Origin of the sequence: Sessilibacter corallicola (assembly GCF_021290925.1) — a bacterium.
Taxonomy (GTDB): domain Bacteria; phylum Pseudomonadota; class Gammaproteobacteria; order Pseudomonadales; family Cellvibrionaceae; genus Sessilibacter; species Sessilibacter corallicola.
In genome coordinates this window covers 1,579,638-1,605,748 of the sequence record NZ_JAJSLX010000002.1, presented here as the reverse complement: position 1 = coordinate 1,605,748, position 26,111 = coordinate 1,579,638, and the positions used below count along the sequence as shown (strand labels likewise).

Genomic DNA, 26,111 nt, shown 5'->3' with positions numbered 1-26,111 from the left:
CGGTGATGGATCTTTATAGTCGTCGAATTGTGGGTTGGGCGTTGGATAATACTATGACAGAGGCACTGACGAAAAGGGCGTTAGAGGATGCTTTGAAGCGGCGTAAGTGCGAGCCAGGTTTAATCGTCCACTCGGATAGAGGCACTCAATATCGCGCTCAGAAATATATCGACTTCGCCAAAAAAAACGGGTTAAAGTTGAGTATGAGTCGCAAGGGAAACTGTTGGGATAATGCGCCGATGGAGTCATTCTTTAGTCGGTTAAAAGTCGAGTTGATCTACGCGAAAGATTATCGTTGTGTTCAAGAGGCGAAGGCTGATATTTTTGAATACATCGAAATATTTTATAACCGAAAAAGAAGACACTCAGCGAATGGTTACCTAAGTCCAGTAGCATTCGAGGACAAAACGGTATTAGCTGCTTAGATAACTGTCTACTTTTTGTGGGGCACACCATCACCTAACGCCGCGTTATAAGGTCGGAACAAGCGTAGTTTGCGGAAGTAAAGCTAGCTTGCTAACGAATTTTGAATGCGTTGTTATAAGTCAATTCCAATATCTCCAATTAACGGTATGTCAGACTTCATGCTCCGCAAAATTTCTAAGTAGTGTGGGTCAAGTTGCATTCTTGAACACGAAACTCTTTCTAGATTTACAGACTCGATAGTACTCTTTAACATTTCGATGTCATTGTATACCCCGCAATACGCAAATAGCGTTGTTAATCTATGAAGCTCTGAAAAAAAGAGACTTTTTCGATTATTAAGTCCTTCAATTGCGACCTTTTTAGGGTTGGACCAAGACTCTAGGAGTGGTAACAACACTGTTTTAATAGTTATTACTATCTCATCAGTGACTTCATGAAGTTCGTGCCGGCTCGAAATAGACCAATATTGTGCACCTTCTATGTTGTCACATAGCAATGTTAATGTTGGTGAATGTCGATCAACGTTCTGACCCGAATGAAGCGCATAGTAGTCTTCAATCGCATCAACGTGAACCGATATACGTGGTGAAACCATGCAATAATTGGAATTAGGCCAATACGTTATGTTTGGATCTAGACATAGCCTCACTCCTTGTTCCTTCTTCTGATATTTCTCTTGACTTTTAAGATATCGATACCCTTCCTCAAACAGTAATGGATCAAGGATTTTGTGGATTTCAGGGAGAATTTCAGACTTATTCATATGACTTATAACGCTTTGCTTTGCAGAGCGCGCTGGCGCACCCGGTGGAGGCCATACTTTTTGTGGCCAGAACAAATAACAGCAACTTGTTAGGCGCTGGGTTTAATAATGGACTTAAATAATGACACATAATCTTCAGTTGCTGGCGCACCATAACCTAGTTCAATAGCACCACACTCTCCCGTATATTTAATGCTTAATATTACTACTCTAATTTCACCTATATTAGCCGGTGATTTCCACTCACCTTACGAGTTTAGAAAATAGCACTGACCTTTTAGCTTTTAGCTTTTAGCTCTTCGATTGTTTCTGTGTAAATTTTATAGGAAAAATATGCGCCATTTTGTGACTCTAGATTTATTGATTTGACTTTGTAAATGATGACAGCTTCAGCCCCATTAGTAATGTTAGCTATATCTCGCTTTTACCATTCTGGGATTTCCGCGACTGTGTATAAAGACCAAAACATCAATCCAATTGCAGATATGGCTCTCATAAGTAGAGCACCTAATGCTGCCATAAAGGGCCGACTGAAACGCCGCAGCTTAAAGAGGTCCAGTGGAACAAAGTACAGCGATTTTTGATGGCCTTGTTATGCATTTTTTACCATTAAGTAGTATTGAACCGATGAGCCAGACACAAAGCTTAACCACAATGGAAGAAATATTATTACGACCGCTAATACAATAGATTCAAATATTGAATAGCCTGTTGATAGACCAAAATCGAAAAATACTAGAGATAAAGGCGTAGCTAATACCGCACCCAAAAAACCGCCTAGAATCACAGATGGTCTTTCACGTTTTAACTGCGATTTACCTAGAACCTAATAAGCTACTAATTGGAAAATAAATATCACTGGGAAGAGCATCACAGTAAAAATAAACCCCTGTATAGCGCCAGAATCAGATTCAGGTGATCCAAAACCGTATAGGAATATTCCTATCATTAGCGAAATTGGCAAGATAAATGATACGGATGTTGCCGCCAGTATATATTTCTTGTTCGATTCTTCGCTCATAGCTTCGTTGATAAGTAACGCCTGGAGTCGGAGCACGAAGTACGGAGGTACCAGCCACACAAAGTGTGGTGGCAATAGCGCCTAGTTATGTGTTTACTCATATTTTTGCCAGTGTGCCTCAATATTTCTGTACTGCACTGGTAAGTTTTGTTTTGCTTCTGCAACGCTTTGATACTGTGCGTCTTGCTCAGTTGTCCAATTAGCATCACAGCTAAATCGATAAATAGTTTCGGAGTCATCGTACTGGCAAATCGCTAACCCAAATATTTCCGCGGCAAGCTCCCCTGATTCATAGAGGAGTTCACCAAATGGCTTTCTTCCAGACCAAGCCCACTCAAGCACTTTGGCATCGTCTATTTCTTTCGGAGGTTTATTCATGACTCTTCTGACACATAACGCTTGGGTAAGAAGACGCGTAGCGGCTTTCGATTTGACCCACTTGTTGTACATTTTGAAGCAATAACAATTACTTCGACTAAACCTTAATTTACCATGAAATCAGCGAGCATGAGAGCCAAAATTGACTGCAAAACCAATGCGGACAAAGAAAATACAGACTAACAACTTGGAAGTTTACTGCAACTTAACATGGTCAAAGAAGAACGAATGGAAAGGTTTTTCGGATCTGAGAAAAATTTAAAATTGGTAGCCACGACTACCAATTAACACTTTAGTTTGTTGAAGTTCCAGCAATCAAGAATTGCGTTTTTTGACGATATAAAACAGTCAAGTTAGAGTCAAGAAAATACCACGGAAGATGTACAACGCCGCCATAATCAGCGACCAACTTATTGGTCGTCCGGCCCGGCTTGCCGCGCGAATTTGATGGCCTTGTTATATGCTTCAGCACTGACAGGGCAGAAATACTCTTTAAACTGCCCCCCATTAACTTCAAGAGAGTAACAATTACCCTCTATTGTTGCTTCACGGACTACTTCTCCCTCAAGTTCGGAGGTGTATCTGATAGTTACAGACATAACTGGAAGACGACAAGAGATCGTACTTACTTGTTTCTATCCAATCTTCTATGACAGATGTGAATTCTTTGCACTCGATATGCAGGTAGAGTTTACCGAAGAATTTGTTTTCGAAAATTTCCTTTTGCTTCGAGGTAACCCCTTTAGCCTGGCGAAAGCTAGCCAACGTCCTCTCTTCATCAGATTTCCAATACCCTTTTAAGGGACAACCAACCACTTTGAGTGGCAAGAATAGAAAAACAACGGTTAGTACACGTAATTTCATCAATGCATATAACACCATTGTAAAAGGCGCAGCTTTATCGTGTGTCCAATGCCTTTACTTGTTAATTTCTGGTTAAGAAAATTGATTTTCATAAACTTCTCGGTGGCGCTTGAAGTAAATATCATATTCTTCAGCAGACTCGATGAATACCGTGATTTCGATACATGTCTCTCCCATTTCTTTAGTGAGATCTTCAAAAGAAATAGACTTGCACTTAATCCCAATATCTTGACCTTGTTGATATAGCCCAGCTTTCACTACACCAGATAGGGGTTTATACTTTTCGGTTGGAGTGACGCTGCCGAATACGAATCCCATCGGGGGATCACCACCCTCTAACTTAGTAGTTCCAATAACTACACTCTCGACTCGAATTTCGTAGATCACTCTAAACCTCCAGGACAAACAACACTGCACTCAGCGGATTCGAAAGCGTAGCTTTTGGGATCCAGTGGAGAACCAAAGGTCCGGAATGAATTGTGGCACCTTGCTAGCTGCGATTAAGGTGAAAACCATCGACAAATTCCTCTGTTAAGGGTGGCCCCCAACCCTCTGGTTTAGTTGACACCCTAACCATCCTAAACAAATTATAATTGGATAGATCCAATCTCGATATTTCAATAGCTTTTATCAAACGGCTCTCAACTTCTCTAGGATAAAATGTTCCGTATATTTGGCTGGCACTTATTTCCCTGACTGAAATCAGCAACTCATCTAAACCAACCAACGAATCTAAATGATCTGGTAAAGGATCTCCCATACCATCTATCTGTAGTTTCATAGCTACATCATCCCATTCAGGAACATTCTCAGAAAAAACGAGACTTGACATGTGATTTGTGAAATCTTCAAGTCGCCTATCCACTATATCATTTCTCTGTAGAAAGGAGCTTACACATTCAGCTCCAAGCCATGATGCCACTCTTACATTCTTCGGTAATTCCATTTTTCACCCAACGCTCTTATAAACGGCGCGTGCTTTTTTTTGCATTATAAATATACCTACCTAAAACCAGCACACCTATACCAATAAAAACTTGCCATAAAAGCTTTAAATAGAATTTCGTAGGATCAGAGACCAATAATACCTGATATGTGCCTTGAGATTTACTTACAAAATAAAACGAGCCATCCAAAGCGTCCACAATAGTGATAATTACCAATAAGCTGCCAGCAATCATCATAAGAGAACCACCAAATTTATCCATATTTACGCTCTGAACACATAGTTATTTTCTACGATTTTTATGCAATTCGTCTTTTGTTTTTTCGTAAGCTTGGGCTCAGACCTTGAGTAAACATAAGTATCCGTAGATATAAGCAATGCTATCAACAAAGAACGCAGCGAAACACTGTTTAACAAACTTGTTGTGTTTTGATTACTGCTAACGTTCAGTATCGGCACATTCCTTCTGCTGGTTTTGTTCAACCTTTTCTTTTTGCTTAATATTTTTTTGGATTATACGAAGCTTCTTGTCATAGTACTTTTTATCTACAGGGCGAATAAGAAAGAACCAGAAAATTAGTGCTAACCCAATACCTATTACGTAACCTGTTCCCCAAGTCATATTCGTACCTCAGAAACTGGTGTAACGCCACCGAGAAAGCTCTTTCTTAACGGAAATTGCTTCAGCTTTATGTCTCGGGATGAGCACAACATGTTTACAATTATCTTTAGTTACCAAAATCACTGAATGTGTGACTACTGGTCCGTAATTAGTAAGTCGTTTATCAGTTTTAACTTTTGTAGCTTTGATATCAGAACGGTCGAATCTATATTTTTTCTTAAAAGTAAAGGAATGGCAGGGTTGTATGTAAAGACCTTTTGTCCCCATAAATCGAGACGGTGGTGAACACTAAATCAATAGAAAATAGAGCTAATCCAGTGCATACTAATGCTGGCACTAGAACCAAAAGCTGCGAATTATCGACGTACGCCAAAAACAATACAGTAGCGCCAAAAATGCATGCGAGCATGGAACAGATATTCTCCAAACTGAATCCATGAGAATACTTATACCCTTCTGACTTTTTCCGATTCATAGCATTAGTGCATAACGCCGCAAGCAAAGGCGAATGTTTGTACGAGTCCAGTAATACGTAGTGCTACGACTTTGGCTTACCTTGTTCGTCATTATTGGAGAATTCATTCTTTGTACCTGGCTGCAACAACACATAAATAAGATAGCTGGACAAGACCAATAAACCTAGCGACACCCAACGGCCGTAACCTACACCTCTAACACTTGAATTAAATATTGGAGCTATGATTGTACTCCAAACAGAAATCAGGCTTCCCAGGGCAATTAGTACAATAAGAACTAATGCGGCCCACCATGACCATTTTTTTCTTTTTATGAAACTGGTACCTGTTTGATACCACAAACCAGCCAAAAATATATAAATAATCGAAACTTCAACTCCGCCTGGTATTGCAAATGTACTCACAACAGAGATAAGTGCAAAGCCAAAACAAAAGTATGCAATAAGATTCTTACTCATATCTTTATAAAGTGCCTAACACCGCCAGAAGGGCTAAAAAACCAAAGCTAAGTAGTGCTTTTTGGTCACTCTGACAGCCTTGTTATAAGTTGGGCTTCGATACATTAATTGTCATTCCTGGTAGAATACCAACCTCTTTTAGGCTTCGATTATCTAGACATGGCTCTCCTATCGGAGTCTTAGTTATCATTCTGGCATTTTTGATCATTGTATCATTTTCATTGGTAAGCACCCATGAGTGACCATATTCAAATGGACCTATATGGTCTTGTAATAGGAAATATATTTCATCTGTTAGCGCGCTGAGTGAAGAAAAAGCCACGTGTGGGAGATCGAACACATCATCAGAACCAGTTAGGGGTTGAGCATTAATGGTGATAAAAGAACTGGTTTTAATAGATTCGGTAATTCTTTGAGCAATACATTCAGGCGGCAGAGTGTTATCACTAGAATTAAGTACCTCTGTGACTTTGTTTTCGATGAGCTTTTCCATTGACGCTATACCCTCTCTCTGAGATCTCATTCCATTAACGTTCTCTTGGAATGATTCGTCACTCTTATAGTCGGAAGGTGCATAGAGAGCTTTATGATTCCAGTTCAATGTACCGAAAAATAGCAACACTAAAGTAAATGGAAAGAGCATCAAGAACCATATGTACAGTTCCCGATTTGCGGGATCTATAAATGGCAAAACGCCAGTTCCGCTTATCTCTGCAACACCTGCAAATATTGCAATTACAGACAGTGGATTTTTAACTACTCCAGTATTTTTCACTAGCCTTCCATAATTTAAAATTTACTCAGACTCATAAGGCGCAGCGTCTTATACTACGTCCCAGTGAGCGATAGCGAACGAATTGAACACTCTATTAAGGACTCGTGTCTCAATCGAACACATCCGCTGCAAGCTGTGTTGCATGGACAATGGTTCCGTCCTCCTTTTTACATGTAAGAGGAATTATAACTACGGAAGTGATTTGTCCGGCACAATTCTCTGCCCATCCCCAGTCAGATAAGTGATTTCACCCTGATCACCTCTAAGATAAAAAGCAATCTTTTGTTGAGAGAAGTAAGGACTGTCGTGAATTACAAGTTCAAGATTCTGAGAGTTGAGCCAACGCCCTTCAATCCCGGCGCCTTCCGTGTGATGCTGAAAGATACCATTACCACCTGTGGCCCATTTCATGGATGCACTTGTACACTTATACTTGCCATTTACGTAGCAATCAATCACGCGAAATACTTTATTCCCATCAGGAGCAGCTAACTCAAGCATGACCTCTTCTCTCCAATCGAACTTCTTCCTTGACCGTATTTTCTTCTTGGAACGAGGAGTGCTGATCTTGGATAAGAACGCTTCGAGATGTACTTGGCGATTTTCAAGCTGTTCATCGTTAGCCTCTAAGCTCCTCCATCTATCTATATCCTGGCCACTATCGACGATTATTCGCACTTCTTCGACATAACTTACGGGTAACGATTTAGTCTCCCAAAGGGCAAGGACTGTGGCAAAAAATACGTCTATAGACTCATCAGGATTTTCAATAGAGTTCGCAAGAGAGACCTTTACCTCTGCCGCCGCCTCTTCTGGAGTGCAGCCGTCGTTATAAGTGTTAAAAAAACAGTCATACGCATCAGCAAATACATCATTCTCTTCAATTGCTGTGCCCCAAGTGCCCATGTTCCGAGTTTCCCTATTCTAATTCAAAGAGGTTTAGTGAGTTTCTGCTTCAAGCCGAAAGCGCCATGCTTATGTACAATAACGCTCACATAAAAGGCGAGCATTAACAAATCTAGCCCACGCTTTTTGTGGGCGATTTTTGATGTGCTTGTTATATATTTTACTATGTAGCATTAAGATAAGCCCCACCAAGCATTCCGCCAACAACAAACAGAATAATAAAACCAAGTACGCTTAAAAATGACTGAATCGAAAAAAACCAAGCTTTTTTGAACAAATACCTTACACCTATAAATAAAACAGCAAGTCCGCTTAGCAAGCCCGATATTACAAGAACTAACTCCCAACCCAGTATTGTGCGAACTTCAAAAATGCCTTCCTTGAACAGATGTAAATCTATTTGTGACACTCCTAGCAATATGATCCCTATAAATGTTGGAATCCAAACAAGAAAATTTTTGCTACTCATGTTTTACACATAACGACCGCGTAATAGACGCAAGTTTGCGAGCGTCCTTATTGGCGCGCTTGTTCTATGTATCACTTTCTGCTGCCTAGGAATAGTTTCATTGATAAACCGAATGCTAAACCGCCACCGAGCCAAATAACTGCCTGAATAGCAATAGCGCTAACGGTCAACTGGTTTTGGAAAATTTTTGGTAGTACCATAATACAAAACATTAAGACTCCATAGGTTACACCCATTCTGAGCCAATTAGTTTTCTTGGCCTCTGAGAGATCGCTTGATACAACTTCGGCAAAGCGACCTTTTTCTTTCTCAATCCATTTTTCTTCACCGAATATTTTCAGCCAAATCCAAATTGGGAACGTTAAGGCAAGTAATATTAGACTGGTGATATTCCAAAGGCACGGTATTCGTCCGTGACACTCTGGGCATACATAACCAAACCAGTGGCCAAGTGAATTGCCTTTAGACCAGAGTCTACCATCATTTAGCGCACTACATTCAGGGCATGGAATGTACTGTCTCTCCATTAAAGGAGCATCACTAGTTTTATCTATTAGGGTTACCTTAGGGATTCTCTGTCCAAGGATTAGCTCATTGAATGCAAGCCCCGGATTGATAATCCAATGAAGCAACATTGGGTGAGGTAGTTTCCATACTTTGTATTTTTCTTTATCGAATTCCATACTTACTCGGTACTCTATTCATGGATGACTTAGAACGCTAGGGTAAATCGAAGACGCATAGCGGCTTTCGATTTGGCCCACTTGTTGTACGTTTTGAAGTAACAAGAATTACTTCGCTAAACACTAATTTACCACGAAAATAGCGGACTGAGAGCCAAAATTCACCGTAAGCCAACGCGGACAAAGAAAATACAGGCTGAAAATCTGGAAGTTTACTGCAATCTAATGTGATCAAAGAACAACAAACAGAAAGAGCTGTAAAAACTGGAGAATTTTAAACTTGGTAACCACCATTAGGAATTAACACTTTGGTTTATCGAAATTTAAGCAACTAAGAATTGTAATTTTAGACAACAAAATACAGACAAATTAGAACTAAGAAAATACCACGAGAGACGTACAACGCTAGGGTAAATTGAAGACGCGCAGCGGCTTTCCATTTGACCCACTTGTTGTACGTTTTGAAGTAATAACAATTATCTCACCGAGCCTTAATTTACCATGAAATTAGCGAGTCTGAGAGTCAAAATTCACTGTAAGCCAACGTGGACAAAGAAAATACAGGCTGAAAAGCTGGAAGTTTACTGCAATCTAATGTGATCAAAGAAGAACAAACGAAAAGATTTGTTGGAACTAGAGAAATTTAAAATTAGTAACTGCGATTAGGGACTAACATCTTAGATTACCGAAGTTTAGGAAACTAGGAATTGCGATTTTAGACGACAAAAAATAGTGAATTCATAACCAAGAAAATACCACGAGAGACGTACAACACCTAAAGCAAGCGCACATTTATGCGTCGCTTGCCTTTATTTGTTAGGGAGTTCTGCACGATCAAATTTAGAGATACGCGTAGAACGCCCATTAAATTTTTCTTTTGCCAGCTCATTTAATGAATCCACGGCCTTACTTACTGCCACTAGATCACTATTGGTAGTGGCGAACTCATTTGACTGAGGTTTTTGCTCAAGCTCTCGGAATTTGGCCCAAAACTCCTTTTTGGAGATTTGCACATAACAATGAATTGATCCTGCTTGAAGAAGCCTAAAACTGAGGTTCTGTGTATGACCTGTGAGCGGCTGAAGCCCCCATGACACACTAGAGTTTAATAATTCGAAGCCTTGCCCTTTAAGTAACTCAATGACTTCGGTTGCGAGAAGATCAACCTCTTCATCGCTGTTCAGTATTTTCCTGGTTCCATCGACGCCTAGGCCAGCTTCAATGTGCTGAACATCATGATACTTAAGCACTGCACTTTTTGGAAGGCATCCACTTATCAGCGTCGTCATCATAATTATAGCTATTACACGAAATTTCATTTGTGGGCCTAACGCCTCAATAAATAGCGCGCAAAGCGCGCCCAAGAGAAGCGATTTGTTTGATTTTTTAAATGTTCACTCAACTAATAACGCTGCCCATAAAATTGGAGATATTAGCGACAATGCCACCAATGGGTATCTGAACTTCCTTGCCGGCTCAATTACTACTAAATAGCTAAAGCCTACTAGTGCAACTAAGCTTAAACACAGCCAAATTATTGAAGAATAGTATGCAATATCTAGAGAGATAAAGAAGTCTAGTTGTCCGTATAATTTTCGGTATAAGAATGCGCCAACTATTACCACGATATAGACAACATATCCAAGAGTCAGAGACCAAACTGCAGTGTTATTTATATTAGCTGGATTCATGACGGAGATTTAACGCAGCGAAGGTCCAAGCAGCTTTTGCTGATGTTCTTTGAGCGGCTTGTATGGATAATTTCCACCATATTCCCCTTTCGTATAAAGTGAAGCCCGTAACCCAGTAGCAGCTAGTGTACCGGTTCTGTAGCTCGATGAGCGCCTGGTTTTAAAACCGTTAACAAGCAGGAGTACAGAACCGACCCCGGATGTATAAACTAAAGTTCAACTCGAACAGTCGAATGGGCTGGGCTGCATTCAGCCTCGAGCCCGAATTTAGCAAGGTAGAGTTCTTATGGCAAATTTATCAAAGAGTAAAACAATTGTTAATGTCGGTGTTGACGTCGGTAAGTTTTTTCTCGACGTATATATTCATGAAAAAAACATCTATTTTCAAGTCAGTAACGATGCAGATGGTATCAAATTCATCTTGAAAAGAATTTCCTACTATCGAGTCAGTCGCGTCGTTATGGAATCTACGGGACGCTATGAATTCGATCTCGCTCAGGCTTGCTATCAAAAACAATTGCCTGTCGTTATTGCAAAACCCTCATCCGTACGTCAATACGCAAAAGCCATTGATCAGCTGGCTAAAACTGACCAAATTGACGCCAAATTAATTGCACAATACGCTGCGATAATACAACCAAAGCCCACACTTCAAAAAAGTAAAAACCTAATCATTATCAAGGGTTTACTTACTCGTCGGCGTCAACTCATGCAAATGAGAACACAAGAATTAAATCGCGTAAAAATTATGGGAAAAAGTTTAGAACTTTCATGTAAACGAATCATTAAATGCTTGGACAAGGAAATTGAACGCGTTGAAAGTAAGCTGCAAAAACACGTAGAACTTCAACAAGAATGGCACGATAGACAAAAACTTTTGCAATCCGTACCCGGTGTTGGAAACACTTTAATTTATTCCATTCTGGCAGACTTGCCCGAAATCGGAACCTTGAATTCAAAACAAGTAGGAAAACTCGTTGGTGTCGCACCAATGAATCGCGACAGTGGGTTATTTAAAGGGAAACGACGTATTCAAGGTGGTCGAGCAGAAATTAGAACCACACTGTATATGGCAACGCTCAGTGCCACTTTATGCAACCCATTAATACGAGCTTTTTATAAAAAGCTCGTATTAATGGGTAAACACAAAAAGGTTGCCATCACGGCTTGCATGAGAAAAATGATCACGATTTTAAATGCTATGGTCCGGGATAATAAAGCTTGGTGTATAGATTAATTTATTGGGCAGTGATCTTGCCCCGTTAAAACGGACACGCTCTTTTTCATGCGGTTATTCGCTCATATTCTATCGGTGAACAGTAACCTATTCCCGAATGCAGCCGTTTTCTATTGTAGTAATCATTGATGTATCGGGCCAAGCCATACTTCAAATCTTCTGCCGTAGAAAATGTCGTATTACGAATAAGCTCTGCTTTCATCGAATGGAAAAATGATTCCATGTGTGCATTATCAGTACACTTTCCTGGTCTACTAAGACTGTGTTCAATTCCATGCGTTCGAAGTTCTTTTTGATATTCCGAACCTCGATATTCAACGCCACGATCTGTGTGTAAAATCAGTCCTTTGGGTAGCCGTCGTTTACATAGGGCATTTCTTAAGGTTCTTCGCGTAATTACCGTTGTTCTCTTCGCATCAAGACTCCAGCCCACAACACGACGTGAATACAGATCCATAATGACTGATAAGTAGTGCCATTGATTCTTCACCTTCAAGTACGTTACGTCCGCTACCCATACCTTATTCTTTTCTCCAGGAACCGCTCCCTCTGGGCGAAGGTTCTCACCTGAGGATAAAAAGCGCTTCATGCCAAGCGCTCTATATGTCACCCGTGTCACTCGGGCAATCAACCCCATTTCCCGCATAAGTCGAGCGACTCGTTTGCGAGCAACCTGAAACCCCTTTTTTAACAGAGCTTTCCATATCCGAGGGCTGCCATAACGCCCCTCATTTTCATCTGAAATCTTTTTGATGTGCTGCTTAAGTAGCTCATCTGACTTGTGTCGATCCGAGGGTTTCCTATTACACCAATCATAGTAACCGCTACGAGACACACCCAACCATTCACAAGTACGTTTGATGTCTAGTTCTTGTCTGAATCTCTTGATGAATCGATATCGTGCTGATGTTCCTCCGCAAGAAACCGTTGCCACTTTTTTAGCAAGTCAATCTCCTGTTTAAGTTTCTTGTTTTCTTCCTCAAGCCTTTTAACTTTTGAAAGTTCTTTCGCTTGCTTACGATTGGACTCTGTTAATTTCTTGCGTTTATCTGCCACGATCTTTCCTTCACGATATTCTTTACGCCATCGTGACAGCATAAACGGACGGATATCAAGTGCAGTAGCCACTTCCTGAACTTGAACACCTTGAATCAAACTAAGTTGAACCGCTTTAACTTTAAATTCAGTTGAGTATTGCCAAGTTTTTCTTGGTTGAGTGTATTTGGGCATTGGACACCTCGTCTTGTTTGACTTGGGTGTCCGTTAAAACGGGGGAAGATCATTGTCCGACAGCAGCACCTTGTTAGGCACTGCCTCCCGCGAAGGTTTAATGTCAATTGACACGGATATTTTCCCAAAAGGAGAACGCTCAGACACCTTACTATTATCAACTAAACTGTGTGTACACCAGCCTTCGACCTTTTCAAGGTACATGTTACGCTGTCCAACAAGAGATTTGATTTCCGCAGGGTTAAAAACGCTTTCAAGCCCCGAGAAAACCTGCTGGGAATTTCTAAATGGCTGAATGATGCCAAATGAAGACCACATAGTTATCAGCGCCCAGATTCTGCAAAGCAGCTTTATGTCTTTATCAATTTCCACCCACTCAATTTTAGGAGAGCTTTCTTTATGGGCTATAACTTTGTTTCTGAAAAGCATCGCTCGTGAATTTGTATTTGTGAAATGTCCTTCTGTGCGATGCATTTTCTCTTCGATTATTTCAGTTTCACCTTCACTACATAGACCACTATCTTTTACATAATCAGAAACTATCGGCCAAAGCTTACGCAGTGAGTTATCTCGATTGTCTTTGCTCACAAGCTTACCAAGCATGCAGAAAACCGTGTACGTGCCGCCCATGAGCCATTGGGCATAGAAGGCGTGCTCTTTGAATGGGTCTTGTTCTGTATCAACATTTTGAAATGCGTATATTGCAGCCCGCCATTCAATTATCTCTAGGATTAATTCATCTATCCCTTGAGGGTATTCACCATTTTTAAATTCATCGCTATTTATATATTCATCAAGGTGACGAACTTCTCTTTCCCAATACTCTTTATCCTCATCATTGTGAGCAGACTCTTGGTACGACTTATATGAGTCGAGCCGATTTTGAGCATCATCAGGATGCAAATGCTTAGCCGTTGCACTTACGGCATAATTCTTTGCGTCATCTTCTGTGTCAAATCTCATGAAGTTAATTCCTAGTTTGAGTGCCTAACGCCAGTGTAATAGGCGCGATGAACTAGTGAGCGTCCTAATTCACACTTTTGTTATACATTAATTCGGATTTAATGAGTGTTTTGACGATTTCTATTGCAAGTTTAATGACATCTGCATTATGCGTATTCATTAAAATACTAATTGAGATGTCATCATCTGGAAATACAATAATAAAGGTATTGAATCCATACTCTTTACCTCCATGCCCTACGGCACGATTGCCGAACCATTCCCCGATATACCAGCCTAGACCATAGCTTTGAGTATAGGTGATGTCGGTATTTACTCTAGATGACCACATCAAGGATCTGTTAAATGAAGAAATGTTAGCATGATCGCACCCCGCACCATTTGATGCATGAAATCGTCCCCACTTAGAAATATCTGCAATAGAAGAAAAAGCAACTGCACTTGGAGAATGCCTTTTTACATTGGGTATTTTTCCCAAGAGTAAAATTTCACCACCTTCAAAAAGCGTTGGAAATCTAATGCGGGATTCATCTATAGAGTTTAAATCGAATACAGTATCCGTCATGCCTAATGGACCCAGAATCTCCTTCTGTATAAATTTTTCGAACCCAATTCCTGCAACTCTTTCAATTACTGCCCCCAATATGTCGTAGCCTACATTGCTATACATCCAAGAACCTGACTGATGCCTATCTATTGAGAATTTATAATCACCTCGAATAAATGACTCGAGAGAACTTAGTTCAGAGTCTTCTAAATTGTATCTACCCCAATTATATGTGGTTTTGTTTATACAGGCTGTATGATCTAATAAATCTAAAATACGAACACTTCTGTCAATATTAGAACAACTTTCCAGCTCGGGAATTATATTAAGACTCGACAATTCAGATCTAAATCATGGTTCTCAGATGCCTTAACTACTGCAAAAGCAGTAATTGTTTTAACCACAGATGAAAGCATATATATCCCGTTTTCATCACTGTTATCTTTTAAACCGAAGAGAGAAAAGCCTTTTTCGAAAATTATTCCTCTGCCTTTAGTTATAGATATATCTAAATCAGGAACCCCATATCTTTCAACAAAACGTAAAATTGCATCATCAATGACTGTCTTCGAAGATGAGCTAAGCTGCATTTTTTTTCTCGCTCTTTTCTGACGAAGTATGTCCCAAATATTGAACAGCTTCAGGTTGTGATTTATCTTGCTTAGAAATTACAAAATTATATGTTGAAATTTCATTTTTGTGATTTTCGAAATACATTGTCTTTCCATAGAAAACCTGCCTTCCTGAAACCAACTTTAATATTATAGAACCACGCACATTCTTAGGGTCTTCAGGCTCATTATAATTAATATGTAATATTTGCCCATAAAGAGCACCTTCAAACTTGAATACCCTTTTTGTTGTTTTCCCGTCAATAGATTTGTTCCTTTCAAACTGGCCCTTTACTTTACTTCCAGTCTGCTTTATCAAAATATTCCCAATCGGCTCCTTATGCGAGCTATCATACCAAGCCCAACTTCCATTTATTTTTGCTTCTTTACTAATGATGTTTACGAAGCTGGGCCAATATTTGGCAATTAAGGCTGTAATGATTGCCGCTACGAGACCAGAGGCCAAACCTAATAAAAAATCGATTTCCAAAGTTTTACTCCTGCTTTCATATTCATGTATAACAGTTTAATACACGTCCAAACGACGCTTTTTCCCAAATATACCGTCACAGTAACGTATATTTCGGGTGAATTTTTCTCAACGCTATCCTGAAAGTCTCACTACGTCAACGCCTCAGACAATTTGGCGCGTAATTCATTTTTGTATTTTACGTCATTACGACGTATATCCTCAAAACTCTATAGTCTCCTAACACTATGATTTTTCTTATATCTCTGAATTTTCTAAAAATTTGTCCAAATAACCATACTTAGGTTGATTTTTCAAATCGGCATTTTCCGATAGGATATTTGAAAATTTCTAACCAGGTTTTTATTGTGGAAGACATCCCAAAACCTATTCCAAAAAACCCGACACGACTTATGGATCAGCTACGAGCATTCATTCGTGCAAAACGTTTGTCGTATAAAACAGAAAAAACCTATTGTTTCTGGATATTACGATTTATTCGTTTTCATAAACGCAATCATCCCAAAACCCTAACTGTTATCCATGTCAACGAATTCTTATCAAATTTGGTATTACACGAAAATGTATCTGTCAACACTCAAAAAACAGCATTAAATGCGTTGGCTTTTCTATAGGAGCCTCTGATTAACCTCAAAATTACTCAGCGTGATCTCAAGCGTGCAATTGCAAGGCGCCGCTTGTAATTAATGGCCGTAGTCCTTAATAAAAGCGGCAACACCGCAAATGTGCGCTTGAGATCAGGACCAGCCGCTCCAAGCATTCACGGCGTTCGCAAGCTCACCCCTACGGGGCCTGCCGGTTTTTCCCTGCTCTGCGTTGTGCTTTTTCGATTTAACCCGTTAGACCTTCAAAAGCACGTCTTGATCAGAAAAAAACTGATTGGCCTGAGTGATCTTGAGGTTAATCAGAGGCTCCTATACAACCAATTTTTATTAATGCCGCTTGAGGGTGTCGAATTTAAACCGAGCTCAAGAGAACGACGAATTCCTACCGTCTTTTCTCACCAGGAAGCTATTTCGGTGATTAGTCAATTATCTGGTCAATTCAGATTGATAACTTCACTGATGTACGGTTCCGGCCTACGCGTAATGGAGTCTGTTCGCTTACGTGTGCAAGATGTTGACTTTAACAATGGCTGTCTAATTGTACGTGAGGCAAAAGGTAATTATTGGCGAAGAACTCTGTTACCAAGTTCACTCGTTGATGATTTACAAAAACAAGTCAGTTTTGTATTAGCGCAGCACCAAAAAGACTTGACCGACGGTTTTAGTTCCGTTTATTTACCGTTTGCTCTAGAAAGAAAATATCCAAACGCGTCAACGTCACCAGGTTGGCAGTATCTATTTCCAGCAACTCATCTATCTGTTGATCCTAGATCAAAAATCAAAAGAAGACATCACATCGGCGAACAATCGGTGCAACGTAAGGTTAAAGCTGCAATCAAAACCGTAGGCATCCACAAGAAATCTGGCTGCCATACTTTCAGACATTCATTCGCAACCAATTTATTGAGAAACGGGACTGATATACGAGCAATTCAAGAAATGCTCGGCCACAGAGATATCTCTACAACCCAGATTTATACTCATGTTGTAGGAATGCACGAACGAGGTGTTACTAGCCCGTTGGATTTCTCTAACTGATAATTTCAATTTTAAAATCAAAAAAGCCCCGCAATGCGAGGCTTTTTCTTAACGAATTTATTTTTAGAAAAATTTAAATTCGTTTAGTTGACTGAATCACGCACGGTGATTTCATAAACGGTAGTAGTACCACTGTCTTCGTGACCAACAAATAATAATGCTTCGCCGGTTGGGCTGTCTTCTGCAGATACGAAGTCCATACCTTCTGGTCGCTCGTCACCTTCGTTGTTAATTAATTGAAGGAATTGCGGACCAAATGGGCTGGTGATGTCGTATAGGTAAATATCGCTTGAACGTTCTGCACCAATAAAGGCGTAGGTACGGCCATTGATAACGCCCACGTCAACAGCTTCTGGTTCTGCACCACGGTCATCTGAACGGCTGTCTTCGTCGTTGAAGTCTAAACCAACGCGGCCAGCGGCTAATTTACCGAAGTCGTCACCACTGTCGAAGACGATGCCTAGCTCTGGGTTCCAAATTGAGAAAGAGCGTGCGCCGTAGGCGTGGATGGTATCGATATCGCCGTCACCATCATCGTCGCCGTCTTGATCTGTGGTTCTCAAACGACCAAGAATGGCTTCGTCTTGTGCGCTGGCAAATTCTGGGTGGTTAGGATCAAGCTGTACAGGAGCTTCACCTGGAGTCACAAAATCCTCTACGCGGAATTCTTCAGAGAAACCGTCGTAGTCACGTGAATCACCTTCGTTTGCGGTAACAACAAGATCAAAACCGTCGGCGTTGTAGGCAGCAATGGTGTCTGGCTGATAAAGGCCAACCACATTGTCGTAGCTTTGGAAGTTAACGGCATCGTCGCGGTTACTGGCGTCGATTTGGTTACCGCGAATGGAGAAGTCTTTGGTACCTAATCCGTTGATGCTGGTAACGCTGTTGTCGGTTAAGTTGATTACGGCAATGGCGTTATTTTCTTGGAATACAACAAATGCGGTCTCAGAATCGCTACTTACGGCAATGTATTCTGGCTCAAGGTCTTGAGCAACAGATGCACCTGGGCCAAAGATGCGAACATCGTCGTCAACTTCTGCAGCACGTGCAGCACCTTCGTTAAACGCGGTAAAACCAATGATGGTGGCAGTCATTGCCGGTACACCATCAATAACGTCGATAACAGCAACGGTGCCTTCTGGATCAACAACGTAATCGTCGTCTGGCTCACCTTCACCAGCTACAACCACTTTGCTTCCGTCTGGAGTGAAAACCACGTTATCTGGAAGTGCACCTACTTCTACGGAACTTAAAAAGTTTACTGAATCACCAGCGATGTCGTAGAAGGCAATTAAACCATTGTCTTGGCTAACGTCGGCTTCAACAGCAACCGCAAGAAGATCTTCAAACACAGCAACACTGTTGGCGTTACCAATTGCTGTACCAGCCAGATCACCCACAAGATCCAAAGTTTCAATAAGGGTTAATTCGCCATCGTCAACGTCAGATGCATCCAGTACATCTACGCTTTGCGCTACGGCGTTAACTACAAATACACGCTCACCTGCTACGTCGTAAGAAACAATTTCCGCCGCGCCTTCTGGATCATCTTCTACAGTTGTGAAGGTAGCGATTGGCTCCATACGAACGGTTTGAGAAACCACGGATTCGCGGTTAATTTGCTCGCGAGACATTGCTAGCAATTGAGTTTGCTCACCCGCAATACCGAAATCGTTGTCGTTGATTAACAACATAGTTTCGTCATCGAGTAGCGCAATACCTTCTAGTTTAGTCTGCGCAGTCACACCTTCTGGAAGATCAGTCAGTGTATTAAACGCCAACGCTTTGGCCACAGGGGTAGCATCAAAGCTTACTAAATCGAATACATTTTCCAGTACGCGCGGCTCGTCGGTTTCGTTAGGCACAACGGTCGCAATGCTTAAATCTGTACCAAGAACATTTTCAGCCGTTGCAAGATCAATTTCGTATAGCTTAGTGGTTTGTGAACCACGCTCCAGCACCAATAGTTCGTCGGTGTCTAACGCGGTCATTTCAGAAATGCGCACCAAAGTAAAGTTGTTGCTGCTGTCGCCGCCCAAAGCTTCATTGCCAAAGGTTTGTGGGCGGTCGATAACGTAAACGTATTCACCAACAGCAGAACCTAAAGAGCCGTCGTTATTTAATTCATATTTCATTAAACGAACGTGACGCGAATTACGGTAAACGTCTGCGTCAGTGTTTGCCAATGGGCTTTGCATAATGAAATAAAGGAATTCTTCGTCGGGAGAAACCGCAATAGATTCAATACCACGATTCAATTGACGGAAGCGGTAAACATCTGGGATACCGCCGGTAACTGGATAATCTGCGTCGGCGAGATCGGCCGCTACACTTTCTGGAACAACACGCTCTATGATGGTTCCGTCTGCGGCAACATGAATTAAAGAAGGACCATATTCTTCAGCAATCCAGAAAGTACCGTCGCTTAGTTTAATTAATGCTTCTGGGTCGATACCTTCGTTATCGAAAGGAAGTTGAGCCGCGTTATTGTCGAAACTTAATTCGGTTGTGGCAGCTTGAAGATCGTTGGTGATACCAGTAATCAAATCACCGTTGGTATCGCGTAATTCAATTTCTTCAATAATTTCTGCGCCTACGCCAGACTCAGAAGATACCAAACGCCATTTGGTAATTTTGGGTGTATAAGTTGGCTGCGGGAAGATTTTATCGGAATCATTACCCATGCCACAGAAATCTTCGATACCTAAAATATCACCAGAATCATCACAACCAATGTTTGGACCGCGATCGGTAATAGTGTAAAAAACGGCGGCTGATTCGCCTGGCATATGGAAAGCGCCACTACCGAAACCGGTGGTGAAATCCAGGGTGGCAGTTTGAGTTCCCGACGTGAAAGTGGCAGAACCCAACGCTCCTTGTGGAATATCGATAAGCGAAGCGCCTGACTGGCGAATAGAAGCCAACAGGGTTTCTACTTCTGGTGAATCGCCCGTATTGCAAACAAAAGACGTAGACGTGACTTCTGCTTCGTCGAGCATATTGTTCGAGTTTGAATCTAAACCCGAATCAATTTGAACGCCGCCGAATTCACAATTTGCATCACCAGCCAATAAATTGGTTTGGTTTACCAAACTGTTTAATCCATTATCACCGTTATTACCATCATCCCCGTCGCATGCCGCTAAAGCGAATGTTGCTGTCGCTACCGCTGCAGCCATAAATTTTTTATTGAATCGCATTATGAATCCCTGTTCTTAATTTTATACACACAAATTCGGACACATAATGGGCAGAACACATGACTTTTACGTGACATATAAATTACATTTAAAAGTCAATATAATGACGTTAGAATGAATATCTGACTCTACAATCAAGTAAGTAAAAAACGCGAATTTTTTGATGACAGAAGTTTTAAAAATTGACAGAGCAACGACGTAATATTTATCACAAGATGACAGAATTGTTTTTGCTGCGAATAAAACAATAATTTACGCATTGAATCGAAACCATACTATATGCAAGATTCCCAACACATATTAAATACCGCTATCGAAACCTTTACAGAATTAAAGCGTTGTAAAGAGCGTTTTCTTCAAGCATTCCACAGCGATGACAATTACGCCCTTCCCCATTGGCTTCCTCCCAAGGGTGGAAATGTTGATGCCCAAGAAAAACGATTGATTGCATCGATATTATCAGCAACAACACTCTCATCTTCGCCAGCGAATACCGTCGATAAAACACTCGATAAGGCAATTAACAAAACAACCAGTAAAATAACCGACAACAAAGAACCGTCACAAAGAATACGTTCGGGCATTGTCGTTACTACAGAACAAGTCATAGATTGCGCAATTCAGTTTAATCTCGCGAAAGACAACTTTAGAGACGCTATTCGAGAAGTAAAAAATTTATCCGGACTTAAAAAAACTAAAATCGGACGGATCATTGATCAGATATTAGTGAAAGAGCCTAACGTTACCCCAGCCGCGTTAAAGCAATTAAAAGACTTGCAAGCACCAAATTTGGATTTCATTGCGTGTTATCGAAAAATACAGATATTGCCAAAAAATCTGCAATCCATCAGCTGGACTTGGATGTCACAACACAAAGAAATTACGCGAGTCAGTTTAGATGAAGCCATTGCAATGGCCCTAAAACTGGAAAATGAATTTACTCGTGATGCTGTATTGAATCAGTTGTATAAAGAAGATCCTAATAAACCTCTGGCCTACATCAAGCCGATCAATTCACAGTTGCGAGCAAATTTGGTTTGGAAAGAAAAAGTAGCCTCAGATCAAAATAACGAGCAAGCGTACGAAACTAAGCGTAAAACCGTCGTCACCTCAACAATCGTGTTATCTCAGGATGGGAAATTACCAAGAATAAAATGGCCGGTTGAAAACCAGCCATCGCATCGTCTTGCTCGAAGTGATCGTAAAATCGAATTAGATCCTATTATCAACGCCCTTCATTTGCATCGATACTTATAAAATTGCACGCGCCTAGGAAGTAGCACGCGATTCCGTATTCGTTTTATTAGAAACGGACTTTTCTACTTTACGATGACTCAGGTCATAATTGCCTTTATTAGAACGGAAAGGCATGGTTAGTAAACCAGAAATCCAAGTCACTTGTTTTGGGTCTTTGGCGTAACTCACGCCTATTTCCATATCATCGTGACCCAATTTTGGCTGCGCGCGATAGGTTCCAAATAACTTATCCCAAATGGATAAGCTAAAACCAAAATTGCTGTTAGCTTCGTTGATAATCGTAGAATGATGCACTCGATGCATGTCTGGCGTGACTATAATTACTCGTATGATTTTATCGAGCCACAACGGCAATCTTACGTTACCGTGATTAAACATCGCACAGGCATTTAATACAATTTCAAACAGAATAACGGCCACTACCGGTGGACCAATTAAGAAAATAGCACCGGCTTTAACAAACATTGAAATCACAATTTCAATGGGATGAAAACGCGTACCGGTGGTAACGTCGTAATCTAAATCAGCGTGATGAACTTGATGTAAACGCCATAAAATCGGCAACGCGTGAAACATTACGTGTTGTAGATAAATAACCAAATCCAACAACACAATAGCAATTAAAGTTGTCGCGATCAGAGGTAATTCGACGTTATTGAGAAGACCGGCATTTTGCTCTTGCGCTATTACCGCAAGACCCACAGCTGCCGCAGGAAATAGAAAGCGGAGCAAGATGGTATCGAGAACAACTAAGCCTAGGTTATTAAACCAACGTGTAGCTTTGGCAATGACGGGTTTACGTGCTGGGGCTAATAATTCCCATAGCCCCATAACGCATAAAATACCGATAAAAAAACTTAAACGAATCGTGGCTTCGTGATTAGTCACTAATTCTGACCAAACCATAGTATTTCTCCGTAAAACGCCTTAAATTCATTTAAGTTTTCATTAAGGCAACGATTTATTTTTTAATTACTTCACTGACATCACGCATAGTCACCCACTCTTCTGCCGCGGTTGGGTGAACACCAATGGTGCTGTCAAAATGCGCTTTGGTGACACCGGCTTTAATCGCTACACCAATTAGCTGTACCATTTCACCCGCTTCAGGGCCAACCATATGCGCACCAATCACTTTATCGGTTTCACCATCAACCAATAATTTCATGAGAATACGTTCTTGAGTTTCACCCAATGTCAGTTTCATGGGTTTAAAGCTGGAGCGATACACGTGAACTTCGTTGTATTTTTCAACGGCTTGTTCTTGAGTTAAACCAACGGTGCCGACATTAGGTTGAGAGAAAACAGCCGTCGGAATATCGTCGTAACTGATTTGGCGTTTGCCGTCACCGTATAAGATATCGACAAGTACCATCGCTTCACCCAACGCAATCGGGGTTAGTGCAACACGATCAATCACATCACCCAACGCATAAATGGAGGGTTCATGAGTTTGAAAATCGTCGTTAACAACAATTGCGCCGTTTTTAGCCAATTGCACCTGGGTATTTTCCAAACCAAGGTTTTGAGTTTTTGGCTTGCGACCTGTTGCGTACATAACCAAGTCAGTGGTGGTGGTTGTACCGTCTTTAAAGGTAACCAGTAATTCACCGTTATCTTGCTTTTTGATTTCTGCGATGTCGCTGTCAAATCGTAAGTTAATGCCTTTAACTGCCACTTGTTCAGCTAAAAATTCACGAACTTCTTGGTCAAAGCCTCGTAAAAATAAAGGACCACGATAAACCAGTTCTGTTTGCGCACCTAAACCGTTGAAAATACCTGCGAATTCCACCGCGATGTATCCACCGCCAACAACAATGACACGCTTTGGAAATTCTTCTAAGTAGAATGCTTCGTTAGACGTGATGGCGTGTTCTGAACCTGGAAATTCAGGAACAAATGGCCAGCCGCCTACAGCGACAAGAATTTTTTCTGCGCTAAACTGTTTACCGTCAACTTCAACGGTATGTGGATCAACCACAGTTGCTCGACCATTGATCACTTCAACACCCGCCTTCGCCAGCATGGAATCATAAATGCCGTTAAGACGCTCAATTTCGCGAGTTTTGTTGTCGCGAAGCGTAGGCCAATCGAATGTTTGTTTTTCTACATTCCAGCCGAAGGTTTCGCCAACTTCAATATCTTCACCAATATGCGAACCATAAACGAACAACTTTTTAGGCACGCAACCCACGTTCACACAGGTTCCACCCATAAACATGTCTTCAGCAACGGCAACTTTGATTCCCTTTGCAGCCGCCATACGGCTAGCACGAACACCGCCTGAGCCGGCGCCAATTACAAATAAGTCATAATCATAGGTGGACATAAACTACTCCAATTCGGTATCTGTTGATTCACTAATAGCCTGTAACAACCGTCGCTATTAGATCTAATTTTTATCGCTTCACAAGATTCATCAATCTAAATGTAGCTGTGTTCTTGCGCTTTAGGTTCGCTTACTGCGTTCAAACTGTGGCAATGGCTTCATGAGAAATCATTTTGTCGTAAAAGTTCGTCGCCAAGCGCGGGATTAAAAATAAATTTTATGATGAATATTATAAATTCTGAACACTTCAATACGTAAGCAACTTTACGTTAGAGCTTAACGTTAAAGTTTACCCTTCACAAAACCTTATTCAGCGTTCAGATCACTCACTCATTATTTTCAAAAACCCTAAATTAGATAGCAACAATACCAGCGCATTACCCTACCATTTGGTATGTAGGACTTCAAGATAGCCCGATTGATCCGTTTGAGACACATCAAAGTATACTTTTTAGACAAAAATGTTCAGCTACTACAAACTTGAGTGTATAAAAAAGCTCGATTAAATCGCTTTTATCAATGATTGCGTCACCATTAATCTAATTTTTAGAACATTACGGTATTTCAGATTATTCTAGTTGCCAATTAACCTAGTGATTCCGACCTATCCTACTGATTTGTTTAATTAACAAACAAACGCAATAATAATATTTAATAAATGAAGGAAGATTTATGTATACCCTTTATTACATGCCCGGCGGTTCTTCATTTGGGATTCACGCTTTGCTTGTGGAACTCAAACAAAAATACACCCTAAAATTTTATGGAGATATTCCCAACTATCTGGAAATAAATCCAACAGGTGGAGTACCAACGTTGGAAGATGACGGAATGATCATCAGAGAAGGGGCTGCTATCGCTTTGCATTTAATTGAAAAACACGATTCCAATTTATTGCCAACATCCAGACCTGAACGAACCGAAGCCTTGCAATGGTTAATGATGGCAAACGCCAGCATTCATCCGGCTTACGGAAAAATGTTTTTTATTGCCAATAACGTTAAAGATGAAAAACTGAAAATAGAATTATTTCAGGCGCAAGCTGAAACCATTTCAGACATGTGGCAAATTGTGAATAAACAATTGGAAGGAAAAGCGTTTATTTGCGGTGACGAACCAACCGTCGCAGATTTTTTGCTGCCGGTTTACGCAAACTGGAGTCGTTTTTTCCCGGTAAAAATTAATTACGGCAGTAATTTTCTTAGCTACTGCGTGAAGATGATGCAATACCCTTCTTTCGCAAAAGCGATTTCAGTAGAAAATATCGAATACTCGGTTTTATAACAGTTAAATACCGAGAGTACTCATACGATATTTTAATAACTCCTGAATCAATTCGGAAACCTTCAGGTATTTTTAGATTTCAATAGCAACGCTGTGGCCGCGACGGCGGTCACCGCCACTGCGTGTATCCAGTAAACACCAGCGTTGGCTTTTTCTGCGATCGGAGCCCTCTCTCTGATCAAAGTGAGCGGTGATTGAATGAGAATGTTGGTCAACGGCTTTATAGGTTTGTGTTTTTGTATAAGTAGTCGCGTTTACTTTCTCTACTTTCTTTGATGCTCGAACTCGACTTTCTTTGGCCACAAATGGGATTTCATTTAAATGTGAATAGTTTGATACTTTCATACCGTAAATCCTTTATTACTGAGTCTCAGAATTTCAATGGACTCATTATCGATACAATTGACCAATCAAAACATTCACACACTCTACCGATTTTACAAAAAACACACAATGTTACTATGAAATTCTAATATAGGCGCCTCTGATTAACCTCAAGATCATTCATTTTCGCCCAATATGCAGTTTTCCAGAACTGCTCGGGTAAAACTTCCAACAAATAACCTCTCAGTTATCGAGAAAAATAACCCACACAAAACGCAGGCCGGAGTTGTAAAAAATTAAGCGTGCTGAAATCAGATCTGTTGAAATAGAATGCTTCGAAAAAGAGTGCACTAATAAGAACGGCTTTATCGGTTAAATTAACCTTATAAAACACACAAAATATCTATTGATAATATTTACTTACCAATAATTAGATGGGATACACAATAAATTCAGTAATAATTGAGAAATTTACAATTTGCCAATACCAAAAGATTAATAGATAAAATTGATTA

At 40.6% G+C, this 26,111-nt stretch carries 27 protein-coding genes; 6 read left to right on the top strand and 21 right to left on the bottom strand.

The window, feature by feature from the left end; all coding sequences use genetic code 11:
- On the top strand, positions 1 to 425 hold a 425-nt coding region (locus tag LU361_RS14250; RefSeq protein WP_233089505.1), incomplete at its 5' end, for an IS3 family transposase.
- A gap of 113 nt (positions 426 to 538) precedes the next feature.
- Here the strand turns inward: LU361_RS14250 and LU361_RS14245 are convergent.
- From LU361_RS14245 to LU361_RS14190, 12 genes are all read right to left on the bottom strand, one after another.
- Positions 539 to 1,189 carry a hypothetical protein gene (locus LU361_RS14245; protein ID WP_233089504.1) on the bottom strand — a complete coding sequence of 217 codons (651 nt, stop codon included), beginning with the start codon at positions 1,187 to 1,189 and terminating at the stop codon, positions 539 to 541.
- A gap of 1,114 nt (positions 1,190 to 2,303) precedes the next feature.
- Positions 2,304 to 2,588, bottom strand: coding sequence for a hypothetical protein (locus LU361_RS14240; protein ID WP_233089503.1), 285 nt, complete (start codon positions 2,586 to 2,588; stop codon positions 2,304 to 2,306).
- A gap of 936 nt (positions 2,589 to 3,524) precedes the next feature.
- Complete coding sequence (locus LU361_RS14235) at positions 3,525 to 3,839, bottom strand: hypothetical protein (RefSeq protein ID WP_233089502.1); 315 nt, start codon at positions 3,837 to 3,839, stop codon at positions 3,525 to 3,527.
- A 103-nt stretch (positions 3,840 to 3,942) separates the two neighbouring features.
- A complete protein-coding gene (locus LU361_RS14230; RefSeq protein WP_233089501.1) occupies positions 3,943 to 4,398 on the bottom strand; it encodes a hypothetical protein in 456 nt (151 codons plus the stop codon).
- Positions 4,399 to 4,414: 16 nt separating this feature from the next.
- Entirely contained in the window at positions 4,415 to 4,660 is a 246-nt protein-coding gene (locus LU361_RS14225; RefSeq protein ID WP_233089500.1) for a hypothetical protein, read from the bottom strand.
- Positions 4,661 to 4,837: 177 nt separating this feature from the next.
- Positions 4,838 to 5,020, bottom strand: coding sequence for a hypothetical protein (locus LU361_RS14220; RefSeq protein ID WP_233089499.1), 183 nt, complete (start codon positions 5,018 to 5,020; stop codon positions 4,838 to 4,840).
- A gap of 538 nt (positions 5,021 to 5,558) precedes the next feature.
- On the bottom strand, positions 5,559 to 5,954 hold the full coding sequence (locus LU361_RS14215) for a hypothetical protein (protein ID WP_233089498.1): 396 nt from the start codon (positions 5,952 to 5,954) through the stop codon (positions 5,559 to 5,561).
- A gap of 82 nt (positions 5,955 to 6,036) precedes the next feature.
- A complete protein-coding gene (locus LU361_RS14210) occupies positions 6,037 to 6,729 on the bottom strand; it encodes a hypothetical protein (RefSeq protein ID WP_233089497.1) in 693 nt (230 codons plus the stop codon).
- A gap of 189 nt (positions 6,730 to 6,918) precedes the next feature.
- Entirely contained in the window at positions 6,919 to 7,635 is a 717-nt protein-coding gene (locus LU361_RS14205; protein WP_233089496.1) for a hypothetical protein, read from the bottom strand.
- Positions 7,636 to 7,798: 163 nt separating this feature from the next.
- Positions 7,799 to 8,104, bottom strand: coding sequence for a hypothetical protein (locus LU361_RS14200; RefSeq protein ID WP_233089495.1), 306 nt, complete (start codon positions 8,102 to 8,104; stop codon positions 7,799 to 7,801).
- A gap of 71 nt (positions 8,105 to 8,175) precedes the next feature.
- Positions 8,176 to 8,787, bottom strand: coding sequence for a hypothetical protein (locus LU361_RS14195; RefSeq protein WP_233089494.1), 612 nt, complete (start codon positions 8,785 to 8,787; stop codon positions 8,176 to 8,178).
- Between the two features lie 809 nt (positions 8,788 to 9,596).
- Complete coding sequence (locus LU361_RS14190) at positions 9,597 to 10,106, bottom strand: protein kinase family protein (RefSeq protein ID WP_233089493.1); 510 nt, start codon at positions 10,104 to 10,106, stop codon at positions 9,597 to 9,599.
- Positions 10,107 to 10,764: 658 nt separating this feature from the next.
- On the opposite strand from LU361_RS14190, the gene LU361_RS14185 reads away from it, so the two are divergent.
- On the top strand, positions 10,765 to 11,715 hold the full coding sequence (locus tag LU361_RS14185) for an IS110 family RNA-guided transposase (protein WP_233089492.1): 951 nt from the start codon (positions 10,765 to 10,767) through the stop codon (positions 11,713 to 11,715).
- Between the two features lie 46 nt (positions 11,716 to 11,761).
- Here the strand turns inward: LU361_RS14185 and LU361_RS14180 are convergent.
- The 5 genes from LU361_RS14180 to LU361_RS14160 form a co-directional block, all read right to left on the bottom strand.
- Positions 11,762 to 12,945, bottom strand: a protein-coding gene (locus tag LU361_RS14180) for an IS3 family transposase (RefSeq protein ID WP_233089491.1) whose coding sequence is annotated in 2 segments (ribosomal slippage) — positions 11,762 to 12,663 and positions 12,663 to 12,945 — 1,185 coding nt in all. Because the reading frame shifts where the segments join, the coding sequence is not laid out codon by codon here.
- A gap of 33 nt (positions 12,946 to 12,978) precedes the next feature.
- Positions 12,979 to 13,908: a hypothetical protein gene (locus LU361_RS14175; RefSeq protein WP_233089490.1), complete on the bottom strand. Its 930-nt coding sequence runs from the start codon at positions 13,906 to 13,908 to the stop codon at positions 12,979 to 12,981.
- A gap of 64 nt (positions 13,909 to 13,972) precedes the next feature.
- The gene (locus LU361_RS14170; protein WP_233089489.1) at positions 13,973 to 14,794 is read right to left on the bottom strand and encodes a serine hydrolase domain-containing protein; all 822 of its coding nucleotides are present in this window, start codon (positions 14,792 to 14,794) and stop codon (positions 13,973 to 13,975) included.
- Complete coding sequence (locus LU361_RS14165) at positions 14,776 to 15,045, bottom strand: serine hydrolase domain-containing protein (protein WP_233089488.1); 270 nt, start codon at positions 15,043 to 15,045, stop codon at positions 14,776 to 14,778. Before LU361_RS14165 ends, LU361_RS14170 begins: the two co-directional genes overlap by 19 nt.
- Entirely contained in the window at positions 15,035 to 15,556 is a 522-nt protein-coding gene (locus tag LU361_RS14160) for a hypothetical protein (RefSeq protein ID WP_233089487.1), read from the bottom strand. The genes LU361_RS14165 and LU361_RS14160 overlap by 11 nt, the downstream gene beginning before the upstream one ends.
- A 392-nt stretch (positions 15,557 to 15,948) precedes the next feature.
- Between LU361_RS14160 and LU361_RS20370 the strand changes: the two genes are divergently transcribed.
- Both LU361_RS20370 and LU361_RS14155 read left to right on the top strand, forming a co-directional pair.
- Positions 15,949 to 16,170, top strand: a complete 222-nt coding sequence (locus LU361_RS20370; protein WP_350338019.1) for a site-specific integrase — start codon at positions 15,949 to 15,951, stop codon at positions 16,168 to 16,170.
- 72 nt (positions 16,171 to 16,242) lie between these two features.
- Positions 16,243 to 17,199 (top strand): integron integrase, encoded by a 957-nt coding sequence (locus LU361_RS14155; RefSeq protein WP_233089486.1) that lies wholly within the window; start codon positions 16,243 to 16,245, stop codon positions 17,197 to 17,199.
- Between the two features lie 83 nt (positions 17,200 to 17,282).
- Here the strand turns inward: LU361_RS14155 and LU361_RS14150 are convergent, their stop codons facing one another.
- A complete protein-coding gene (locus LU361_RS14150) occupies positions 17,283 to 20,402 on the bottom strand; it encodes a choice-of-anchor I family protein (RefSeq protein ID WP_233089485.1) in 3,120 nt (1,039 codons plus the stop codon).
- A gap of 279 nt (positions 20,403 to 20,681) precedes the next feature.
- On the opposite strand from LU361_RS14150, the gene LU361_RS14145 reads away from it, so the two are divergent.
- Positions 20,682 to 21,659: a DNA replication terminus site-binding protein gene (locus LU361_RS14145; RefSeq protein WP_233089484.1), complete on the top strand. Its 978-nt coding sequence runs from the start codon at positions 20,682 to 20,684 to the stop codon at positions 21,657 to 21,659.
- A gap of 12 nt (positions 21,660 to 21,671) precedes the next feature.
- Here the strand turns inward: LU361_RS14145 and LU361_RS14140 are convergent, their stop codons facing one another.
- Together LU361_RS14140 and gorA are read right to left on the bottom strand one after the other, a co-directional pair.
- On the bottom strand, positions 21,672 to 22,565 hold the full coding sequence (locus LU361_RS14140; protein WP_233089483.1) for a sterol desaturase family protein: 894 nt from the start codon (positions 22,563 to 22,565) through the stop codon (positions 21,672 to 21,674).
- A 55-nt stretch (positions 22,566 to 22,620) separates the two neighbouring features.
- On the bottom strand, positions 22,621 to 23,988 hold the full coding sequence (gene gorA / locus LU361_RS14135) for a glutathione-disulfide reductase (protein WP_233089482.1): 1,368 nt from the start codon (positions 23,986 to 23,988) through the stop codon (positions 22,621 to 22,623).
- A gap of 672 nt (positions 23,989 to 24,660) precedes the next feature.
- Here gorA and LU361_RS14130 point away from each other — a divergent pair.
- The gene (locus LU361_RS14130) at positions 24,661 to 25,272 is read left to right on the top strand and encodes a glutathione S-transferase family protein (RefSeq protein ID WP_233089481.1); all 612 of its coding nucleotides are present in this window, start codon (positions 24,661 to 24,663) and stop codon (positions 25,270 to 25,272) included.
- 72 nt (positions 25,273 to 25,344) lie between these two features.
- Here the strand turns inward: LU361_RS14130 and LU361_RS14125 are convergent, their stop codons facing one another.
- On the bottom strand, positions 25,345 to 25,617 hold the full coding sequence (locus LU361_RS14125; protein ID WP_233089480.1) for a hypothetical protein: 273 nt from the start codon (positions 25,615 to 25,617) through the stop codon (positions 25,345 to 25,347).
- Positions 25,618 to 26,111 lie beyond the last annotated feature (494 nt).